The following is a 17,803-nucleotide window of genomic DNA, read 5'->3' as shown; positions in this document are numbered from 1 at the left end:
ATGGCCGGTGAGAAGACCGAACAACCGACACCGCAGAAACTCAAGAAGGCCAAGCAGGAGGGCCAGATCGGGCGGACGCCCGACCTCGGCGCCTGGACCGGGATGCTGGCCGCCAGCCTGATGCTGCCGCGGGCGCTCGGCGAGGCGATGGGACACGCCCGGGAGATGATGGCGAAGGTCCCGGAGACGATCGGCGACCCGGACCCGGCGATGTCCCTGAGCCTGCTCAAGGAGGCGGTGCTGGGCGCGGGCTGGGCGGTCCTGCCGCTGGCGCTCACCATGATGGCGGTCGGTGTGGCGGCGTCCGGGGTGCAGGGCGGCATCCGGGTGGCCACCAAGCTGTTCATCCCCAAGTTCAGCCGGTTGAATCCGTGGCCCGGCCTCAAGCGGGTGTTCGGCACCCAGGCCCTCTGGGAGGGCGTGAAGGCGCTGATCAAGACGGCGGTGCTGACCCTCGTGCTGTACAGCACGATGAAGAGCTTCATCCCGATCCTGATGACACCGGGGGAGCTGCCGCTGGGATCGCTGCTCACGATGGTCGACGGGGCGGTGATCAAGCTGATGCAGGCGGCCGCGGTGGCCGGCATCGTGATGGCGGCGGCCGATTACTTCGTGGTGCGCAGGCGTACCAACAAGCAGCTGCGGATGACCAAGGAAGAGGTCAAGCAGGAGAACAAGAACACCGAGGGCGACCCGCTGATCAAGGCGCAGATCAGGGCCAAGCAGATGGCCATGTCCCGCAGCCGGCAGATGGCCGCGGTGCCGTTGGCCGACGTCGTGGTGGTCAACCCGACCCACGTCGCGGTGGCCCTGCGGTACGAACCGGCCAAGGGTGCCCCGCGGGTGGTGGCCAAGGGCCGGGGCCCGGTCGCCGCCCGGATCCGCCAACTGGCCACCGACGCCCGGGTTCCGGTCGTCCAGGACGTGGCGCTGGCCCGGGCTCTCAACGACAGCGTCGAGGTGGGGCACGAGATCCCGGTGGAGTTCTACGCCGCGGTGGCGAAGGTGCTGGCGTTCGTGATGAGGCTGAAGTCAAAGGGATCCGCCGCCGGATTCCACCGCAACCCGGAACCGAGCCCAGTAGCGACATAACCGGAATTTGGGAGATTTCCTCACATCGGGGAGCAAGAGCAGGCAAGATCGGTGCGTGGCGAAGCCAGGTCATCGGACTGTTCCTGCTCGGAAGGTGCCGTGAAAAACCGGAACATCAGCAGATTTGCCGTCCCCGTGGGGGTCATCGGCATCATCATCATGATGGTCGTCCCACTGCCGACCTTCCTGCTCGACCTGCTGATCGCCTTCAACATCACGATGGCCCTCCTGGTGCTGTTGGTGAGCATGTTCGTCCAGAGACCACTCGATTTCGCGGTCTTCCCCGCCCTGCTGCTGGTGCTGACCCTGTTCCGGCTCGCCCTCAACATCAGCGCCACCCGTCTGGTGCTGCGCGACGCCGACGCCGGCGAGGTGATCCACGCGTTCGGCAGCTTCGTGGTCGGCGGCAACCTGGTCATCGGCCTGGTGATCTTCCTGATCCTGGTCATCGTCCAGCTGGTCGTGGTCACCAAGGGCGCCGAGCGGGTCGCCGAGGTCGGCGCCCGGTTCACCCTCGACGCCATGCCCGGCAAGCAGATGGCCATCGACGCCGACCTCAACGCCGGACTGATCGACGAGGCCGAGGCCAAGAAACGCCGCGCCGACGTGGCCGCCGAAGCCGACTTCTACGGCGCCATGGACGGTGGCTCCAAGTTCGTCAAGGGCGACGCCATCGCCGCCGTCATCATCACCCTGGTCAACCTGATCGGCGGCTTCGCGGTCGGCATCCTGCAACACGGCATGGCGCCGGTCGACGCGATGAACCTGTACAGCCTGCTCAGCATCGGCGACGGCCTGGTCTCCCAGGTCCCGGCGCTGCTGCTCTCGGTCGCCACCGGCCTCATCGTGACCCGCTCGGCCACCTCCGGCGACATGGGCTCGACGGTCACCAAGCAGCTCGGCCAGAACCGGCTGGCACTGCGTATCGGCGGCGCCGCGGCCCTGGCCTTGTGCATCATCCCCGGCCTGCCGAAACTGCCGTTCCTGCTGGTCGGCGTCGGCATCCTGGCCATCGCACAACAACTGAAGGACCCCGAGGAGCCGGAACCGGCCGAACCCGCGGCGGTCACCGCCCAGGCCGTCGAGATGCCGGCACCGGACTCGCCCGAACAACTCCTCGGCGAGATGCGGATCGACCCGCTCGAACTGGCACTCGCCCCCGACCTGGTCGACCTGGTGGACACCGCCAGCGGCGACCTGCTCGACCGGGTACGCGCCCTGCGCCGCAAGATGGCGATGGAACTCGGAGTGATCATGCCGCCGGTGCGTACCCGCGACGACCTGGACCTGCCGTTGTCGTCGTACGCGATCCGGATCTCCGGTGTCGACGCCGGTGCCGGGCAGGCCCCGCCGGGCACCGTGCTCGCCATCGGCGACGGCCTGCAGGCGCTGCCCGGCCGGGCCGGCACCGAACCGGTCTTCGGCCTGGCCGGCAAGTGGATCCCGGCCGAGCTGCACTACCAGGCGGAGCTCTCCGGTGCGACGGTGGTCGACCGGGCCTCGGTCATCATCACCCACCTCGCCGAGGTGGTCCGGAGCAACGCCAGCCGCCTGCTCGGCCGCGAGGACGTCCGCAACCTCACCGAGATGGTCAAACGCACCCATCCCGTGGTGGTCGAGGAGCTGACCCCGTCGCTGCTCAGCCTCGGCCAGGTCCAGAAGGTGCTGCAGGCACTGCTCGACGAGGGTGTGCCGGTCCGCGACCTGGTCCGGATCTTCGAGTCGCTGTCGCTGCGCGCGAAGGTCGGCACCGACCACGACGGGCTGGTCGAGGCGGCCCGCAGCGCGCTGGGCCCGGCCATCGCCGCCCAGTACGCGAGCGGCGGCCGGCTCACCGTGATCACCCTCGACCCGATCCTCGAGCAGGCGCTGCTCGAATCACTCCGGCCCAGCGAGACCGGCGCCTTCATGGCGATCGAAGGCCTGAAGGCCGAGGCGATCGTCAGCGAGGCGAGCCGGTTCGCCGAGGCCGGGGAGCAGCAGGGCCTCAACCCGGTCCTGGCCTGCTCACCACAGCTGCGGCTGCCCCTGATGCGACTGCTGCGGGCTGGGTCCCGCCGGGTCCAGGTGCTGTCGTACAGCGAAATCTCTGGTTCCACCGCACAGATCGAGACGATAGGGGTGGTGAACGGTGCCTACGCGGGTGCTTCTTGAGGGACCGGCCATCGAGCCGTTACTGGCTCAGGCACGCGACGAGTACGGCTCGAGCGTGCGGATCATCTCCGCAGACAAGGTACGCAGCGGTGGTATCGGGGGCTTCTTCGCGAAGCAGCACTACGAACTCTCCGTCGAGGTACCGGATCAAGAGGACGTTATCGACATGGCTCAACAGACCGTCGCCGACAACGGCACACACGACCACCTGGACCGGCTGCTGGAGAAGGCCGAGGCCCAGGACCGGGTGACGACCACGGAAGGACCGCCGGGCGGTGCCCGGGAATCACGGGAGGCCGGTGCCGAGAACACCGGTGCGGCGTTCGCCGAGCTGATGGCCGGGCTCGACGTGGCCAGTCACCTCAACGGCGGGCGCGTGCCGGCCAAGTCGCTGCCGAACGGCGTCAAACCGAACGGGGACACCCCCACGGTGCGGCCCTTCCGGCCGGCTGCCGCGGGGGGCGTGCCGATCAACACGGTGCAGCGTCCCGGCCTGCCCGCCGCGCTGCCCACCATGCCCAGCTTCCAGGAGCGCCTGGCGGTCCGGGAACGGGAGGCGCAGGAGGCCCGGGAGTCGATCCTGGCCTCCCGGATGCCGGCCACCCCGCCGCGGCCCGCGGCCCCGGCTCCCGCCGCACCGCCCAAGCCGCCGGCCGCCCCCGTCCCGGTGTCACCGGCGCCGGCCGCCGCGGCACCCGCACCTGCCGCGGCGCCCGCGCCCGCCCCGGCCCCCGTCGCACCGCCCGCGCCGGCTCCGCCCGCGGTGATCGTGGAACGGCCCCGCCCGGCGGAGCTGGACCCGGTGCAGCGGAACCTGATGCTGGTCGGGATGCCCGAGGAACTCGCTCGCAAGATCACTGGCGGGGACACGTACGCGGGCGTGCTGAGCGTCCTCGCGTCCCGGCCCGCCGCACCCGGCATCCCGGACGCACCCGGCGAGATCCTGGTGCTGGCCGGCGAGGTGCACACCGCCGTCCCGATCGCGAAGCACCTGCTCGAACAGATCCATATCGACCAGACCCATCTGCTGCTGGCCGCGCCGTCCACGGCCGGTACCGGACTGCACTCGTCCCGGCTGATCTCCAGTCCGGGCGCCGCCGAGTCCCGGGCCGAGAAGCTGCAGAGCTCCGACCACCCGTCGGTGATCGTGATCGACGCGCCGGTCGGCGGCACCGACCCGTTCTGGGTCAACGACATGTGCGACGCGCTCGGCGTCACCGCGCTCTGGGCCGTCGTCGACGCCACCCGCAAGACCGCGGACACCGCCCGCTACCTGCGCAGCCTCGGCGACGTGGAGGCGCTGGTGGTGCACGCCGTGGAGCTGACCGGGGACCCGGCGTCGGTGCTCGGCCTGGACGTGCCGATCTTCTCGCTGGACGGCAAACCGGCCACCCCGCACGCCTGGGCCGCGATGCTGTGCGCCCGCATCGCCGCGGAGGTGATGCCGGCGACCGTGCCGCGCCGGCTGACCCGCGGCGGGCGCCGCTGAGCCGATGATCAGACCGTCGGTTCTGCTCTTCGCGCTGCTGATGAGTGCCCCGGCCTGGTATCGGCTGATCCGGGACGAGGTCGACATCGTGCAGGTGCTGCTCCGGTTCGTCATCGCGGTGCCGATCGCCGCGGTGCTGCTCGCCGGGCTGCGCTATGTGTTCTCCGGGTACAAGGACGCGGCCGAGAAGCGTGCCCAGGGCCGGCCGATCGGGGCGGGCCCGGAGAACACCCCCTGAGTTCTGATCCGTACCACGTCGGCGGGAGCCGCCGGGCCGCAAGGCCCGGCGGCTCCCGCCTTCACGCATCCACGTCCAGGCGCCCGGTCGACACCGGCCGCCGGGGCGGCACCGGAACGGTCACGGTAGGGGGTTCGGCCTCCGCGTCCGCGAGGGAGAAGTCGCGGTAGCGGGCCGGGGCGAACGCCTCGGCGAGCTGTTCCCGCTGCTGCTGTTGCCGTTCCTGCTGGGAGTTGCCCTGCCGCAGGTCGAGCGAGCAGTTGTCGAAGCCGGAGTCGCGCAGCTCGCGACGCAGGTCGTCCAGGGACGAGCGGAGCGCGTCCGCGCCGGCGTCGGTGGCACCGCTGAGCAGCACGCTGATGTCCCCGTTGCGGATCTCCGCGACCACCTGGACCGGTCCCAGATCGGCCGGGTGCAACTGCACGGTGAGCCGGTGCACGCCGTCCGCCTCCAGCCGTAGCGGGGCGATCCGCATGGCCACCTGGACGGCGGCGGGTGTCGGTGGGGTGGGCGCCGGTGGCGGGGCCGGCGCGGCGTCGGCGACCGGCGCGGTGGACCCGCCGGACATCGGCGCCGGCGCGCCGGGAACGGTGGCCAGCGCGGACGGGGGCAGACCGGCGAGCGGCGTGGCGGAGTCGTTGGCCGGGGTGAAGGCCGGGGCGGGCGGCATGCCCGCCGGCACGTGCTCGGTGGGTTCCTGGAACCGGCTGCCGTCGCCGCCGCTGCCGTCGCCGGTCCCCGCCCCGGTGTGCTGTCCGCCGTCGCCGCTGCCGGACGGTGCGGCGGGAGCGGCGAGGGCCGGCTCGGGGGCCGTGGTGGTGTTCTGCTCCGGGGCGGTCGCGGTGGTCGCGGCCGTGGTCGCCGGGGTGCCGGTACCGGTGCCGGTCAGGGCGGCGTTGCTCACCGCCGCGGTGGCGGTGGCGTCACCCAGCGATCGGGCGGCTACCGGCGCGGGCTGCTCCGGGCGGGCCTGTGCGGTGATCTGTTCCGGTCGCGGCGCGCGGGGTTCCGCGGGGACCCCGGGGTCCGGCGGGGTGGTGTCCGCAGGCTCGGCGGCCGGGGCTGTCACGGTTTCGGGGTCGACCGGTGGCCGGGCGGGCTCCGGAGCCTCGGCAGCGGCGGGGGTCTCCGATCGCGTCCCGGTGCCGGGTTCGGTCGTGGCCGGGGCGGTGAGAACCGGGGCCGGTACGACGGCGGCCACCCCCTCGGCGGGTGCGGTCTCCGGGGCCGGTGCGGTGTCGGCGGTGGGTGCCGAGCGGGCGGCCGGGGTGGCGTTCATCGCCACGGTCAGGGCGGTCAGCAGGCCGGTGGTCAGGACATCCGTCCTGGTCACCGGAGTCTCCGCGGTGGGCTCCTCGGGTGCGGCGACGGGGTCCCGGTCGTCCGCCGGGGTGGTGTCCTCGACGACCTCGGGAGCGGCGGTCCGCGTGCTCTGACGACGAACATCACGAACGTTCGCGCGGTCCTCACGGTCCTCGCGGACCTCGTCGGTGGCGGCGTTCCGGCCGGTGTCGCGGGTGGCGGACGAACGCTGCTCGGACACCCGGTCCGCGGTGCGGTCGGCGGTCCGGTTCGCCGCCGTCCGGTCCGCGGCCGTGCGCTCCCCGGCCGCGCGGGACGCCGCCGCCCGGGCTGCGGAGGAGGCGGCGGATGCGGAGGCCGCGCGATCCCGCATCGCCCGCCGGGCGACCACCTGATCCCCGGCCATCCGCTCCGCGGCCCGTTCGTCCACAGCCCTGTCCACAAGTCTGCGGTTCAGGGCCGACCGTGCCGCCGCCCCCGACGCCGCGGCCCGCGCCGACCAGGATCCGTTCCGGCCACCGCCCGCCGTGTCACCTCCCGGCCGGCTCAGCTCCGCCGACAGCGCGTCGACGAAATCCCCCTCGTCGCCCCGCCCGCCGGTCCGGCGATGGCTCTCGGCCACCGTCCGGCGATCGGGACCGGTCACGGAATGCGGCATGCTCATGAAGCTTCCCCCACCGAGAACTCGCTGACTCACCGGTTCACCCCTCAGCCGCCGAGCGCGGCCAGGGCCTTCTGCACCTTCGGGACGTAGGCCTGGGTCTGCGCGTACGGCGGGATGCCGTCGTGGCGACGGACCGCTCCGGCGCCCGCGTTGTAGGCGGCCAGGGCCAGCTCGACCGATCCGAACTCGCGCATGTGCTGCCGCAGCAGCCGGGCCGCGCCGTCCACCGCCTGGGCCGGGTCGAATGGGTCGCGCACGCCGAGGCCGCGGGCCGTCGACGGCATCAGCTGCATCAGCCCCTGCGCACCGGACGAGCTCACGGCTCCAGGATTGAAATCGGACTCGACCTTCGCCACCGCGGCCAGCAGGCGGGGCGGGACGTCGTACCGCATGCCGACCGTCTGGAAGATTTCGGCGTAGGGCGAGACCAGCGCGGCCGAGCGGGGCGCAGCCACCGGCGGCGGCGCCTCCTTGAGCGCCTGCCGGGCGGCCATCGGCACGCCGGAGAAGGCCACCGGTCCGGCGGGGGAGGCCGGGGCAGCCGCGCGGGCCGGGTCCGCGGCGGAGGCCCGGGCGAGGACCGTGGCGAAGTCCGATCCGGCCGGGGCCGTGGCGGCCACCGGCGCCTGGTCGAAGCCCAGATGGTCCCGCAACTCGGAGACCCGGGACAGGACCCCACCGACTCCCAGCATCATCGTTCGCCTTCCCGTTGTCCGATGGAGGAGCCGACGGGTGCGCCACCGCCGGCGGATCGCCGCGCCTTGGCGGTCACGGCCAGTTCGTCCAGGTTCGCCTGGTCGGTGTGCAGGTCGTGGGCCCGGACCATGGCGGCGTGCCGTTCGGCCATCATCTCGACGGCCCGGCGGCGTTTGGCGGCGTCGGTGAGGGCCGCGACCCGTTCCCGTTCCACCTCTTCGGCGTCGGCGACCATGCGCTGGGCCCCGAACAGTCCGGCCGCGAGGGACTGGCGCGCCACCAGGGCGGCGACCATCGCGCGGGCGGTCCCCTCGGTCGGCGCGTCGGCGCCGACGAGATCCATGTGCCGGCGTTTGACCAGGGCCTGGGCTTCCCGGATCTCGGCTTGCGACTGGAGCACCGCGCCGCGGGCGGCGTCCTCCTGCGCCTTGCGGGCGCGCAGAACGGGTCCGAGTTTGAAGAGACGATTCAACGGAGTCCTCCAACCAGGGCCGTCAGGCCCTCCTTCACCCGCTTCGGCCCGCATGGGCGGCCTCTGAGCGAATGCAACCGAACAAGTGGGTGGTCCGGCCGGGTGCGCCGGTCGCGCTTTTTCGGATGTACGCCCACCCATGCCCGTGGCTCGTCGTGAGGCATTCCCGGGTCCCGTGGTGCTGCGTCCGGGCTCGTCATGTCGATCACCCTGGACCGCGCCGTGGCCCTGGTTGATCGACACGGCGAGTCCTATGTGCTCGCCAGGAGTTCCCGCAGGTCGTTCCAGGCCTGTGGTGCGGTGGTGCGGTCGTCGAGGTCCTGACGCAGGAACGCGCTGATCCGGTCCCAGGCGGCGTTGGCCCGGTCGGCGTCCGGATTGGTCCCGTGCACGTAGGCGCCGATCTCCACCAGTTCGCGGACCTCCCGGTGCGCGGCCAGCAGCCGGCGCAGCTCGGTGGCGTCGGCCCGCTGATCCCTACTGGTGATCTTGGTGGCCACCCGGGAGATCGAGTCCAACGCCTGGATGCTCGGGAAATGCCCGGCGGTGGCCAGTTTCCGGTCCAGCACGATGTGACCGTCCAGGATCGACCGGGCCGCGTCGGCGATCGGCTCGTTGTGGTCGTCGCCCTCGACCAGCACCGTGTACAGCCCGGTGATGCTGCCCCGGGCACCCGGCCCGGCCCGTTCCAGCAGGGAGGCGAGCATGGCGAAGACCGACGGCGGATAGCCGCGGGTGGCCGGTGGTTCGCCGACCGAGAGGCCGACCTCGCGCTGGGCCATCGCCGCGCGGGTCACACTGTCCATCATCAACAGAACGTCGGCGCCCTCGTCGCGGTAGTACTCGGCGATCCGGGTGGCGACCGCTCCCGCCCGCAGCCGGACCAGCGGCGGGGCGTCCGAGGTGGCGATCACCACGACCGAGCGGGCCAGCCCCTCCGGTCCCAGGTCGTGCTCGATGAACTCGCGGACCTCGCGGCCCCGCTCGCCGACCAGGGCCACCACGTTCAGCTCCGCCGAGGTGTTCCGGGTGATCATGCTCATCAGCGTCGACTTGCCCACCCCGGAACCCGCGAAGATGCCGATCCGCTGACCCCGCCCGCACGGGACGAGCGTGTCCAGGACGCGTACCCCCAAGGAGATCGGGGCGTCGACCAGCTGGCGCTCCATCGCCGAGGGCGCGGCGGCGTCGATGCCGACCAGGTCGCCGCGCAGCGGAGGGCCGCCGTCCATCGGGCGGCCCAGGCCGTCCAGGATGCGGCCGCGCAGGTCCGGGCCGACCGCGACCCGCAACGGCCCGCCGGTGTTCACCGCGGGCGTCCCGGCGCCGATCCCGGCGATCGGGCCGAGTGGCAGGCAGGACAGCTTCTCGCCGTCGAGCGCGGCCACCTCGGCGAGCATCATGTCCCGGCCCTCACCGATGCGCACCAGGTCACCGACGTTCGCCTCGATCCCGCTGACCGTCACGCGCAGGCCGACGGCGCCGGTCACCCGGCCGCTGACCGACGGCCGGGCCGCAGCCATCGCGGCCTGCAGCCGTTGCTGAAAGACGTCGGTCATCCGTGCCATCCCCTCGGCGTCCGCTACAGACGCAACGCCTCGCGGACCCGGGCCACCGCCGACGCCATGGTGGCGTCGACGGAGGAGGTGCCGGTCTCGGCGACCGCGTCCCCGGGCCGCAGATTCCTGTCGGGCCGCAGGCTGATCCGGCGCCCCTCGAACTCGAACTCGGCGCTGCCCTTCTCGCCCACCAGGGTGTGGAAGTCGTCCGGGTGCAGGCTCACCGTGACGCCGCCGTTCTCGGGGGCCGCGCTGACCGCCCGGCGCATCGCGGTCAGCCCGCGTTCCGGGTCGTCGCGCATCGTGCCGCCGACGATCGCCTCGGCCAGGTCGAACGCGCTGGCCAGGATCACTTCCTGCAGTTCGGTGAAGGTCGGCGTGAGCTGGTTCTCCAGGTCGGTCACGGCGCGGCCGAGAGCGTTCACCGCCTGCGAGATGGCGTGCCGCCGCTGTTCCTCGTACGCCTGCTCGGCGGCCTGCGCCCGGTTGGTGTCCGCCGCGGTCGCCGCCGCGACGTCCCGCCGGCCCTGCGCCCACCCCTCGGCGTAACCGGTGGCCCGGGCCTCCAGCCGGGCCTGTTCCATCGCCGAGACGTCGGCGGTGCCCGGTGGTCCCTGGCGCAGGTTGGCGCCGAACCGTGCGGGGGTGGCCTCGGCCGCCCCCGCACCGCGGATCACCGGTCCGTCACTGGATGATCTCATCGGCTTCACTGCTGCGCTGGATCTCGATCTGGCCGGAGTCCTCGAGCGTACGGATGACACTGACGATCTTGGCCTGTGCCTCCTCGACCATCTTGACCTTGACCGGGCCGAGCAGGTCGATCTCCTCGAGCAGGTTCTCCCGGCCGCGCTCGGAGAGGTTCTTGGTGACCTTCTCGCGCACCGCCTCGGGCACACCCTTGAGCGCGGTGGCCAGGTCGGCCGGCTCCACCTGGCGCAGCACCAGCTGCACCGCCCGGTCCTCCAGGTTCACCACGTCCTCGAACATGAACATCCGGCGCCGGATCTCCTCGGCTATCTCCGGACTGCGGGCGTCCAGAGCCTCCAGGATCAGGCGCTCGGTGGTGCGGTCCGCGCGGTTGATGATCTCGACGAGCGGCTGGAGGCCGCCGACGGTGGACAACTCGTCCGGCTGCAGCACGGTGGAGAGCTTGCGCTGCAACGCCGTCTCCACCTGCCGGATCACGTCCGGCGAGGTGCGGTCCATGATCGCGATCCGGTGCGCGACCTCGGTCTGCACCTCCAACGGCAGGCCCGCCAGGATCGACGACGCCAGTGCCGACGGGATGTGCGCCAGCACCAGCGCGATCGTCTGCGGATGCTCGTACTGGACGTAGGAGAGCAGCTGCCGCGGGTCGGCGTGGCTGAGGAAGTTGAACGGGATGTCGTTCAACGATGCCTCCAGCCGGTCCAGGATCATCGCCGCCCGTTCCTTGCCGAGCGACGCCTCCAGCAGATCCCGGGCGTAGTCCATGCCACCGGCCCCGGCATAGCGGGTGGTGGCCATCACGTAGAACTCGTCCATGACGTCGTCGACCTGCAGGGGGTCGAGCTTGCCCAGCCGCGCGACCTCCGCGGAGAGCAGTTCGACCTCCTTCTCCGTCATGTTGGCCAGTACCTGCGCCGACTGCTCCTTGCCGAACTGGACCAGCATCATCGCGGCCTTGCGGGCACCCGTCAGCGACAGCGTGGAGAGTTGCTGTGTGCTCAAGGAAGACTCCTGTGCGTCTGCATCGGACGATCAGCGGTTCGCCGCGTCGCCGGAGAGCCAACTGCGGATCATGGCGGCGGTCTCCTCCGGCTTCTCCCGGACCATCGCATCGATCTCGCGGTTGCGTTCCTCGCGGGCCGCACGGTCGCGGTCCTCGAAGTCGGCGCCCTCGAGCATGTTCGCGTTGGCGTTCATGTCCAGCTCGGCCTGACGCTGTGCCTCCAGGGCGGCCTGCATCTCCTCGAGGTGCAGGCGTTCCTCCTCGGTGAGTTGCTGCCGCTTCTTGGCGCGGCGGCTGGCCCGCCAGGCCAGGAAGATCAGCGCCAGGATGACGAAGATCAGTACTGCGGTCTGGATCAGTGTGCGCTGCTTGGCAGCCTTATCGGCGGCGATCGCGGCATCCAGAGAGCTCTTCGCGGCCTCGGCGGCGGTGGTGTCGAACGGCATGGCGGCGACCGCGATGCTGTCGCCCCGAGCCGGGTCGATGCCGGCCGCCGTGCTCAGCAGATCCTGCACCTGGTTGGCGTTCACCCCACCCGCCACGGTGCTGTCCAGCAGCACCGAGACGTGCAGCTGGTTGATGCCGCCCGGCGCCTTCATCCGCTTCTCGACGCTCTTGTTGAGCTGCCGGTTGCGCACCTCGTTCTTGTTCGCGTACTGACCGGTCGAACCCGCGCCGTTGGGCACCTGGATGTTGTCCGGTCCGAGCACCCCGCCGTCGGTGAGGCCGCTGCCCGCGTACGTCTCGGTGCTGACGCTCTCCGACTGCGGCGGCACCGCCGGGTCGGCCGAGTAGTTCTCACTCGTCGTCTCGGTCTGGTCGAAGTCCAGCTCGGCGGTGGTGGTCACCGCGGAGTGGCCGGGACCGACCAGGTTGTCCAGCATCCGCTGCAGGGCGTCGTTCATCCGGTTCTGGAAGGCGACCGTCTGCTGCTCGGTGCTGTTCTCGCCACCCCCGCCGCCGACCGCCTCGCCGCCGCCGGTGGACAGCACCCGGCCATCCGCGCCGGCCACCGTGACGTGCGTCGGGTTCAGGCCCTCGACGCTGGCCGCGACCAGGTGCACGATCGCCTGCACGTGCCCGTTGTCCAGTTGCTCGTTCGGCTTGGAGGACGCCACCAGCACCGATGCGGTCGGCTGGCTCTGGTCGTCGGAGAACACGTCCTTCTGCGGGATCACCAGGTGCACGGTGGCCGCCTCGACGCCGTCTATCGACCGGATCGTCTTGGCCAGCTCACCCTCCAGGGCCCGCTGGTAGTTCGTGTGCTGCATGAAGTCACTGGTGGTGATGCCCTGCTGGTCCAGCAGGGCGTACCCGGTGCCCTCGTCGTTGGGCAGGCCCTCGCCGGACAGCTGCAGGCGCAGCTCGTTGACCTGGTCCTGCGGCACCAGGATGGTCTGACCGTTGTTGGCCAGCTCGTACTTGGTGCCGGCGCCCTGCAGGGACTCGACGATCGCCGAAGCGTCCTTCTCGGACAGATTGTTGAAGAGGATCTGGTACGAGGGCTTCGAGGCCCACACGGCGAAGAAGTAACCGCCGACGAGCAGCGCGAGGACAGCGAAGATCGTGACGGCCTTCTGGCCCGGTGTGAATGCCCTGAACGTGTCGGTGACGCGGCGTACCGGCGCGGGAAGGCGGTCGGTCATATCAGGCCTGCATCCTCATGATCTCTTGGAAGGCCTCGAGTCCCTTGTTGCGCAACGAGATGACCAGTTGCAGGGCGAGGGACGCCTCGGTGGCGGCGATCGTGTACTGGGAAGGATCGGAGAGGGTTCCGTCGGCGACCTTCACGGCCAGGTCGTTCGCGGTGGTCTGCGCCTCGCTGACCCGGGCGATGCCACGGGCCAGCATCTTGGCGAACTCGGCGTTCGGGCCGGTGGTGGCGAGCTCGTCGTCGTCGCCCGCGTCCGGGATCGGCGGCATCCACCGCGAACCCAGGAGGGTGCCGGAACCGCTGAGGCCGGTGATCCCGGCGAAACCCCCGATGGCGTTGATCGGCATGGTCACGCTGATCACTTCCCGAGGTTGATGGCAGCGGTGTACGAGTCCCGAGCGCGATCGACCACCGAAAGATTCGCCTGGTAGGCGCGCTGGGCCATCATCAACTGGGCCATCTGGGCGCCCAGGTCGACGTCGGGCCGGCGGACGTACCCCTCCGGGTCGGCCAGCGGGTTCGTCGGGTCGTACGTGAGCAGGCCGTCCGGGTTGCCGTACTGGATGCCGGCCACCTCGGCGCCGTTGCCGTCGGCCGCCTCGCGGGCCTGCACGTACCGGGCCCGGAACACCTGGTCGCCGGTCCGGGAGACGTTGTTCATGTTCGCGATGTTGTCGGAGACGGCGTCCAGCCACTTGCGGTACACGGTGACGCCGGTGGTGGCCGTGCCGATCGCGTTGAAGATGGGCATGATCAGGCTCCCTTGATGGCTTCACGCAGGGTGCTGTACTTGCCGTCCAGGGCCCGGATGGCGAGCTGGTACCGCAGCATCGTGTCGATGTGCGACAGCGTCTCCTCGTCGAGGTTGACGTTGTTGCCGTTGAGCCGGGTGGGTTCCAGCGACCGGTGCACGGTCGGGGTGGCCAGCGCGGGCGAGACGCCCTGGGCGACGGCGGTTTGCAGCGACTCCTCGAACATGACCTTCCGGGCCTTGAAACCCGGGGTGTCGACGTTGGCGATGTTGTTGGAGATCTCGTTCTGCCGGGCGGACAGTCCGGCCAGTGCGACACGCAAAGCGGTCGACGATCGGTCGTCGAACAAGGCGACTCCCTTTTCGATCCGTCAGGTCGCCGATCCGTGGCAATTCGGTGAGCAATCCGTGCTCGTACCCTGCAAATCGGCCTTTCGGGCGATTCACTGAGGGCATCCGCGCCCCGCACATGCAAAACGTCCCGGTACCCCCTCTTCGGGGGTTCCGGGACGTTCGGTGTCACATGTTTCGGTCTTCGGTCTCACATGGCGCGGTCGAGGTAGACGGGCCGTTTGACCGCTTCGCCGGTCTCGATGCGGGCGGTCATCGCGGCCTGCTGCCGGTTGCTGGCCAGCCGCCGGGCGATCTCCTCGGCCACCGCCAGTTGCCGGTCGAGGATCGCGTCGGCCCGCGGTTTGAGGTCGAGTGGTAGCGCGCCCATCGCGGCCGGCGGCCGCCACAGGTCCGACGGCGGCGGTGGTTCGGTGAGTCGCCGTTCGTCGGCGAGCATCGTCTCCGCCTCGGCGACGTCGGCCTCGAGCGCGTCCAGCGCGGCGATCCAGGCCGCCTGCCGGTCCTGATGCGCGGTCGTGGTGCTCATGTCGCCGACGCCGCCTCACGCCACGCGTCCCGCAACGGCTCCATCAGGGTCCGGCAGTTCGCCACCCGGGCCGGGTCGCGGGCGATGTTGGCGCCGATCAATTCGGTCAGTACGAAACCGTAGAGGCTGGCCAGACCGGGTGCGCCGTCCCAGGCCTCCATGTCCAGGCTGGTGCGCAGCTCGATGATGATCTCCTGCGCGTGTGTCAGGCGGCCGTTGGCGTCCTCCCGGTCACCGGCCAGCAGGTGCTCCTCGCCCTTGGCCATGTCCAGGATCAACCGGTCGTAGAGCAGCAGCAGCAGTTTCGCGGGCGAGGCCGTGTTGATGGAGTCCTGCAGGTATCGGTCACGGAGATTCGGAGCAGTCATCGTGATCCTCGGTCATAGGTGCCCGGCCGCCGGCCCCGGGCGAGGCGGTCAGCCCAAGCCGGCCAGCTGTCCGGACAGCCAGGAGGACTGGTTCTTCAGCTTGCCGAGTGCGGTCTCCAGGTCGGCGTAGGTCTTCTGGAGCGCCTCCTTCTTGGCGGCGAGCCGCACGTCCCAGTCGTTGATCTGGGTGTTGAAGTTGTCGATCTCGTTGTTGCGGCCCAGGATGACCGCCGTGACGGTCGACGACTGCTCGCCGGCCATCGTCTCGAACTTCCCGGCGAGCGCGGTGCCGGCCTCCTGGACGGCGACCGGGTCGGCGGCGTACGTGGTGGCGAACTTGCTCGCGTCGAAGGTCAGCTTGCCGGTGCGGTCCAGCGCGATGCCGAACTGGGCGAGACTGCCGTACGCGATCGTCGGCGGGTTGACGGTGGTGTCGCTGGAACCGCCGTCCGCGGGCGCGACGTACTTCGGGTTGTCGTAGGACAGTCCGCCGCTGACCGCGCTGAGCAGGTTCTGGCTGATCTGGCGGACCATGAAGTCACCGGTGAGCGGCGAGCCGATCCGGGTCGACGGGTCGTACGCGGTCTGCGCCCGGACGTCGGTCAGTGTCGCGTTGGCGGCGTCCACCATGGCCTGGAACTTCGCGGCGATCGACTCGACGTCGCTCTGCGCGTCGATGGTGACCCCGGTCTCCAGCTTCGAGACGGTCACGCTGACCCCGGACATCACCCCGGTGAACGTGTTCGAGGAGCTCTTCATCTCGTAGCTGCCGGGCGTCAGGTCGCCGTTGCCGTCCACCGCGCCGACCCGCAGGCGTGCGTCGGAGGCGGTGGCGACGTCGGTGAGATCCGTGTTGAGGCCGGCGACGGTGAAGGCGTTGTCGGTGCCGGTCTTGGTCGAGGTGAGCTGCAGAACGCTGTTGCCGTCGGCGGTGGTGACCACGCCGGCCCGGATGCCGAGGTTCTTGGTGCCGTTGATCGCGGCGGCGACACCGGCCGGGGTCTGGTCGGTGGTGGTGATGTCGATGGGTGCGTTGTTCCCGATGGTGATCTGGATGGTGCCGGTGTCGGTGATGTTCGCACCGGCCGGCACCTGCGCCGTGGAGATCTGGGCCTTGGCCAGCGCGATCACGTCGAACGTGGTGGACCCGGACAGCGAGTTGGTGCCGCCGGTCGCGGTGGCCTTGACGGTGCTGGAACTGGAGTTCGCCTTGACCGCGCGCCAGGTGCTCAGCTGGCCGAGGTCGTCGGCGGCGGTCTTGAGGGAGTTGAGTTTGCTGTTCACCGACTGGTACGACGCGACGGTCGTCTCCGCCGTCTTGACCTTGGACTTGAGCCGGTTCTGCGGAGCCGCCTCCACCTGCATCAGCGAAGTGATCATGGAGGAGGTGCTGAGGCCGCTGACGAGTCCGTCGACAGAGCTTGTCACGGGTTCCTGCCTTCCAACGTTGCCGCTAAACAACGGGGGTGACCGTTGCCGGTCACCCCCTCTGTTCGGTTGTTCCGTCGTGCGTTTCAGTACTGCCGGGTGGCAGTTCGGTTAGCGCAGCAGGGACAGAACGTTCTGCGCGGACTGGTTGGCCTGCGACAGCATGGAGGTGCCGGCCTGGGTCAGGATCTGGTTCCGGGTGAACTGGACCATCTCCTGCGCCATGTCGGTGTCACGGATACGCGACTCCGACGCCGACAGGTTCTCCACCGCGACGTTCAGGTTGTTGATGGTGTGCTCGAACCGGTTCTGCACAGCACCGAGACCTGCCCGGGAGTCCGAGACGTTGCGCAGGGCGCTGTCCAGGATGCCGATGGCCGCGGTCGGGTCGACGGAGAGGTCGATCATCTTGGTGCCGAGCGTGCCGGCGTCGACCGCACCGATCTGAATGTTGATCTTCTCGCCGGCGTTGGCGCCGACCTGGAACCGGCCGGTGTTGCCGCCGGTCGCGGTCATGGTCGTGTCGACGGTGGCGTCGATGCCCAGAGCCGTGAGACCCGCGGACGCGGCGGTCTGGAACTTGCCGGCGCCGTACATGCTGTACGTGGCGTCGCCGGACGCGTTCACCGACGCGGCCATGCTGACCTCGTTGCCCTCGTAACCGTTGTTGCGCAGGGCGGTGCCGAGGGCGTTGTTGACCTGAGCCGCCACGTCGGCGGGCGTCGCACCCGAGGCGACCGGCTGGACCGTGACCGTGATCGGTGTGGTGAGCGCCTTGCCGCCGACCTCGTTGAGGTCGAAGGTCCACGTGGTGCCCGCGGTCGAGACGGCAGCGTCGATGGTGGGCGCGCCGCCGGTGTTCGCGACCTGGGTGCCGGTGTACTTCTGGGAGCTGCCGAAGGTGCCGTCGAGCAGCTTCGACTTGCCGAACGACGTGGTCTTGCCGATCCGGTCCAGTTCCGCGTTGAGCTGCGTCATCTCCTTGTTCGCCGCGGCGGCCGCGTCCGAGTCGTTCGAGCCGCTGGATGCGGTCTGCACGGACAGGTCACGCATACGCTGCAGGATCGAGGTGACCTCGTTGAGCGCACCCTCAGCGGTCTGCGAGACGCTGACGCCGTCCTGCGAGTTGCGAACCGCGACCTTGAGACCGCCGACCTGGGAACGCAGGCCCTCGGAGATCGAGAGGCCGGCCGCGTCGTCCGCCGCCCGGTTGATGCGGTAACCGCTGGACAGCTTCTCCAGCGACTTCGACATCTGGTTGTCGGTGACCGACAGGTTCCGGTAGGCGTTCTGGGCGGCGATGTTCTGGTTGATACGAAGACCCATGAGTTGGTTCCTCCTTGAG

General features: G+C 70.4%; 18 protein-coding genes. 4 read left to right on the top strand and 14 right to left on the bottom strand.

Features of this window, described 5'->3' with window-relative positions; translation table 11 throughout:
• The 4 genes from WH85_RS03485 (at position 1) to WH85_RS03470 (ending at position 4,973) form a co-directional block, all read left to right on the top strand.
• On the top strand, positions 1–1,092 hold the full coding sequence (locus WH85_RS03485; RefSeq protein WP_045740164.1) for an EscU/YscU/HrcU family type III secretion system export apparatus switch protein: 1,092 nt from the start codon (positions 1–3) through the stop codon (positions 1,090–1,092).
• 162 nt (positions 1,093–1,254) lie between these two features.
• Entirely contained in the window at positions 1,255–3,246 is a 1,992-nt protein-coding gene (locus WH85_RS03480; protein WP_281179035.1) for a flagellar biosynthesis protein FlhA, read from the top strand.
• Positions 3,236–4,735 carry a type 1 glutamine amidotransferase family protein gene (locus tag WH85_RS03475; protein ID WP_083448757.1) on the top strand — a complete coding sequence of 500 codons (1,500 nt, stop codon included), beginning with the start codon at positions 3,236–3,238 and terminating at the stop codon, positions 4,733–4,735. The genes WH85_RS03480 and WH85_RS03475 overlap by 11 nt, the downstream gene beginning before the upstream one ends.
• 4 nt (positions 4,736–4,739) lie before the next feature.
• The gene (locus tag WH85_RS03470; RefSeq protein WP_045740161.1) at positions 4,740–4,973 is read left to right on the top strand and encodes a hypothetical protein; all 234 of its coding nucleotides are present in this window, start codon (positions 4,740–4,742) and stop codon (positions 4,971–4,973) included.
• Positions 4,974–5,034: 61 nt separating this feature from the next.
• Here the strand turns inward: WH85_RS03470 and WH85_RS03465 are convergent, their stop codons facing one another.
• From WH85_RS03465 to WH85_RS53645, 14 genes are all read right to left on the bottom strand, one after another.
• The gene (locus tag WH85_RS03465; protein WP_045740160.1) at positions 5,035–6,939 is read right to left on the bottom strand and encodes a flagellar hook-length control protein FliK; all 1,905 of its coding nucleotides are present in this window, start codon (positions 6,937–6,939) and stop codon (positions 5,035–5,037) included.
• 44 nt (positions 6,940–6,983) lie between these two features.
• Positions 6,984–7,634, bottom strand: coding sequence for a lytic transglycosylase domain-containing protein (locus tag WH85_RS48420; RefSeq protein ID WP_083448756.1), 651 nt, complete (start codon positions 7,632–7,634; stop codon positions 6,984–6,986).
• Positions 7,631–8,107 carry a flagellar export protein FliJ gene (locus tag WH85_RS03455; RefSeq protein WP_045740159.1) on the bottom strand — a complete coding sequence of 159 codons (477 nt, stop codon included), beginning with the start codon at positions 8,105–8,107 and terminating at the stop codon, positions 7,631–7,633. The genes WH85_RS48420 and WH85_RS03455 overlap by 4 nt, the downstream gene beginning before the upstream one ends.
• A 251-nt stretch (positions 8,108–8,358) precedes the next feature.
• Entirely contained in the window at positions 8,359–9,666 is a 1,308-nt protein-coding gene (locus WH85_RS03450; RefSeq protein ID WP_045740158.1) for a FliI/YscN family ATPase, read from the bottom strand.
• A gap of 23 nt (positions 9,667–9,689) precedes the next feature.
• The gene (locus WH85_RS03445) at positions 9,690–10,367 is read right to left on the bottom strand and encodes a FliH/SctL family protein (RefSeq protein WP_245673803.1); all 678 of its coding nucleotides are present in this window, start codon (positions 10,365–10,367) and stop codon (positions 9,690–9,692) included.
• Entirely contained in the window at positions 10,351–11,376 is a 1,026-nt protein-coding gene (fliG, locus tag WH85_RS03440; RefSeq protein ID WP_045740156.1) for a flagellar motor switch protein FliG, read from the bottom strand. Before fliG ends, WH85_RS03445 begins: the two co-directional genes overlap by 17 nt.
• A 30-nt stretch (positions 11,377–11,406) precedes the next feature.
• A complete protein-coding gene (gene fliF / locus WH85_RS03435) occupies positions 11,407–13,023 on the bottom strand; it encodes a flagellar basal-body MS-ring/collar protein FliF (protein WP_045740155.1) in 1,617 nt (538 codons plus the stop codon).
• A 1-nt stretch (position 13,024) separates the two neighbouring features.
• Positions 13,025–13,393, bottom strand: coding sequence for a flagellar hook-basal body complex protein FliE (fliE, locus tag WH85_RS03430; RefSeq protein ID WP_245673802.1), 369 nt, complete (start codon positions 13,391–13,393; stop codon positions 13,025–13,027).
• The gene (locus tag WH85_RS03425) at positions 13,390–13,782 is read right to left on the bottom strand and encodes a flagellar basal body rod protein FlgC (protein ID WP_045740154.1); all 393 of its coding nucleotides are present in this window, start codon (positions 13,780–13,782) and stop codon (positions 13,390–13,392) included. The genes fliE and WH85_RS03425 overlap by 4 nt, the downstream gene beginning before the upstream one ends.
• A 2-nt stretch (positions 13,783–13,784) precedes the next feature.
• Positions 13,785–14,132 (bottom strand): flagellar basal body rod protein FlgB, encoded by a 348-nt coding sequence (flgB, locus tag WH85_RS03420; protein ID WP_045740153.1) that lies wholly within the window; start codon positions 14,130–14,132, stop codon positions 13,785–13,787.
• A 191-nt stretch (positions 14,133–14,323) separates the two neighbouring features.
• Entirely contained in the window at positions 14,324–14,662 is a 339-nt protein-coding gene (locus WH85_RS03415) for a hypothetical protein (RefSeq protein WP_045740152.1), read from the bottom strand.
• Positions 14,659–15,030 (bottom strand): flagellar export chaperone FliS, encoded by a 372-nt coding sequence (gene fliS / locus WH85_RS03410; protein WP_045740151.1) that lies wholly within the window; start codon positions 15,028–15,030, stop codon positions 14,659–14,661. The genes WH85_RS03415 and fliS overlap by 4 nt, the downstream gene beginning before the upstream one ends.
• Positions 15,031–15,078: 48 nt before the next feature.
• Positions 15,079–16,458, bottom strand: coding sequence for a flagellar filament capping protein FliD (fliD, locus tag WH85_RS03405; RefSeq protein WP_045740150.1), 1,380 nt, complete (start codon positions 16,456–16,458; stop codon positions 15,079–15,081).
• 111 nt (positions 16,459–16,569) lie between these two features.
• Entirely contained in the window at positions 16,570–17,784 is a 1,215-nt protein-coding gene (locus tag WH85_RS53645; RefSeq protein ID WP_045740149.1) for a flagellin N-terminal helical domain-containing protein, read from the bottom strand.
• Between the last annotated feature and the right edge of the window lie 19 nt (positions 17,785–17,803).

This window comes from Actinoplanes rectilineatus (assembly GCF_000962825.1).
Taxonomy (GTDB): domain Bacteria; phylum Actinomycetota; class Actinomycetes; order Mycobacteriales; family Micromonosporaceae; genus Actinoplanes; species Actinoplanes rectilineatus.
The sequence above is the reverse complement of the archived record's forward strand: the minus strand, read 5'-3'. Positions and strand labels throughout refer to the sequence as shown.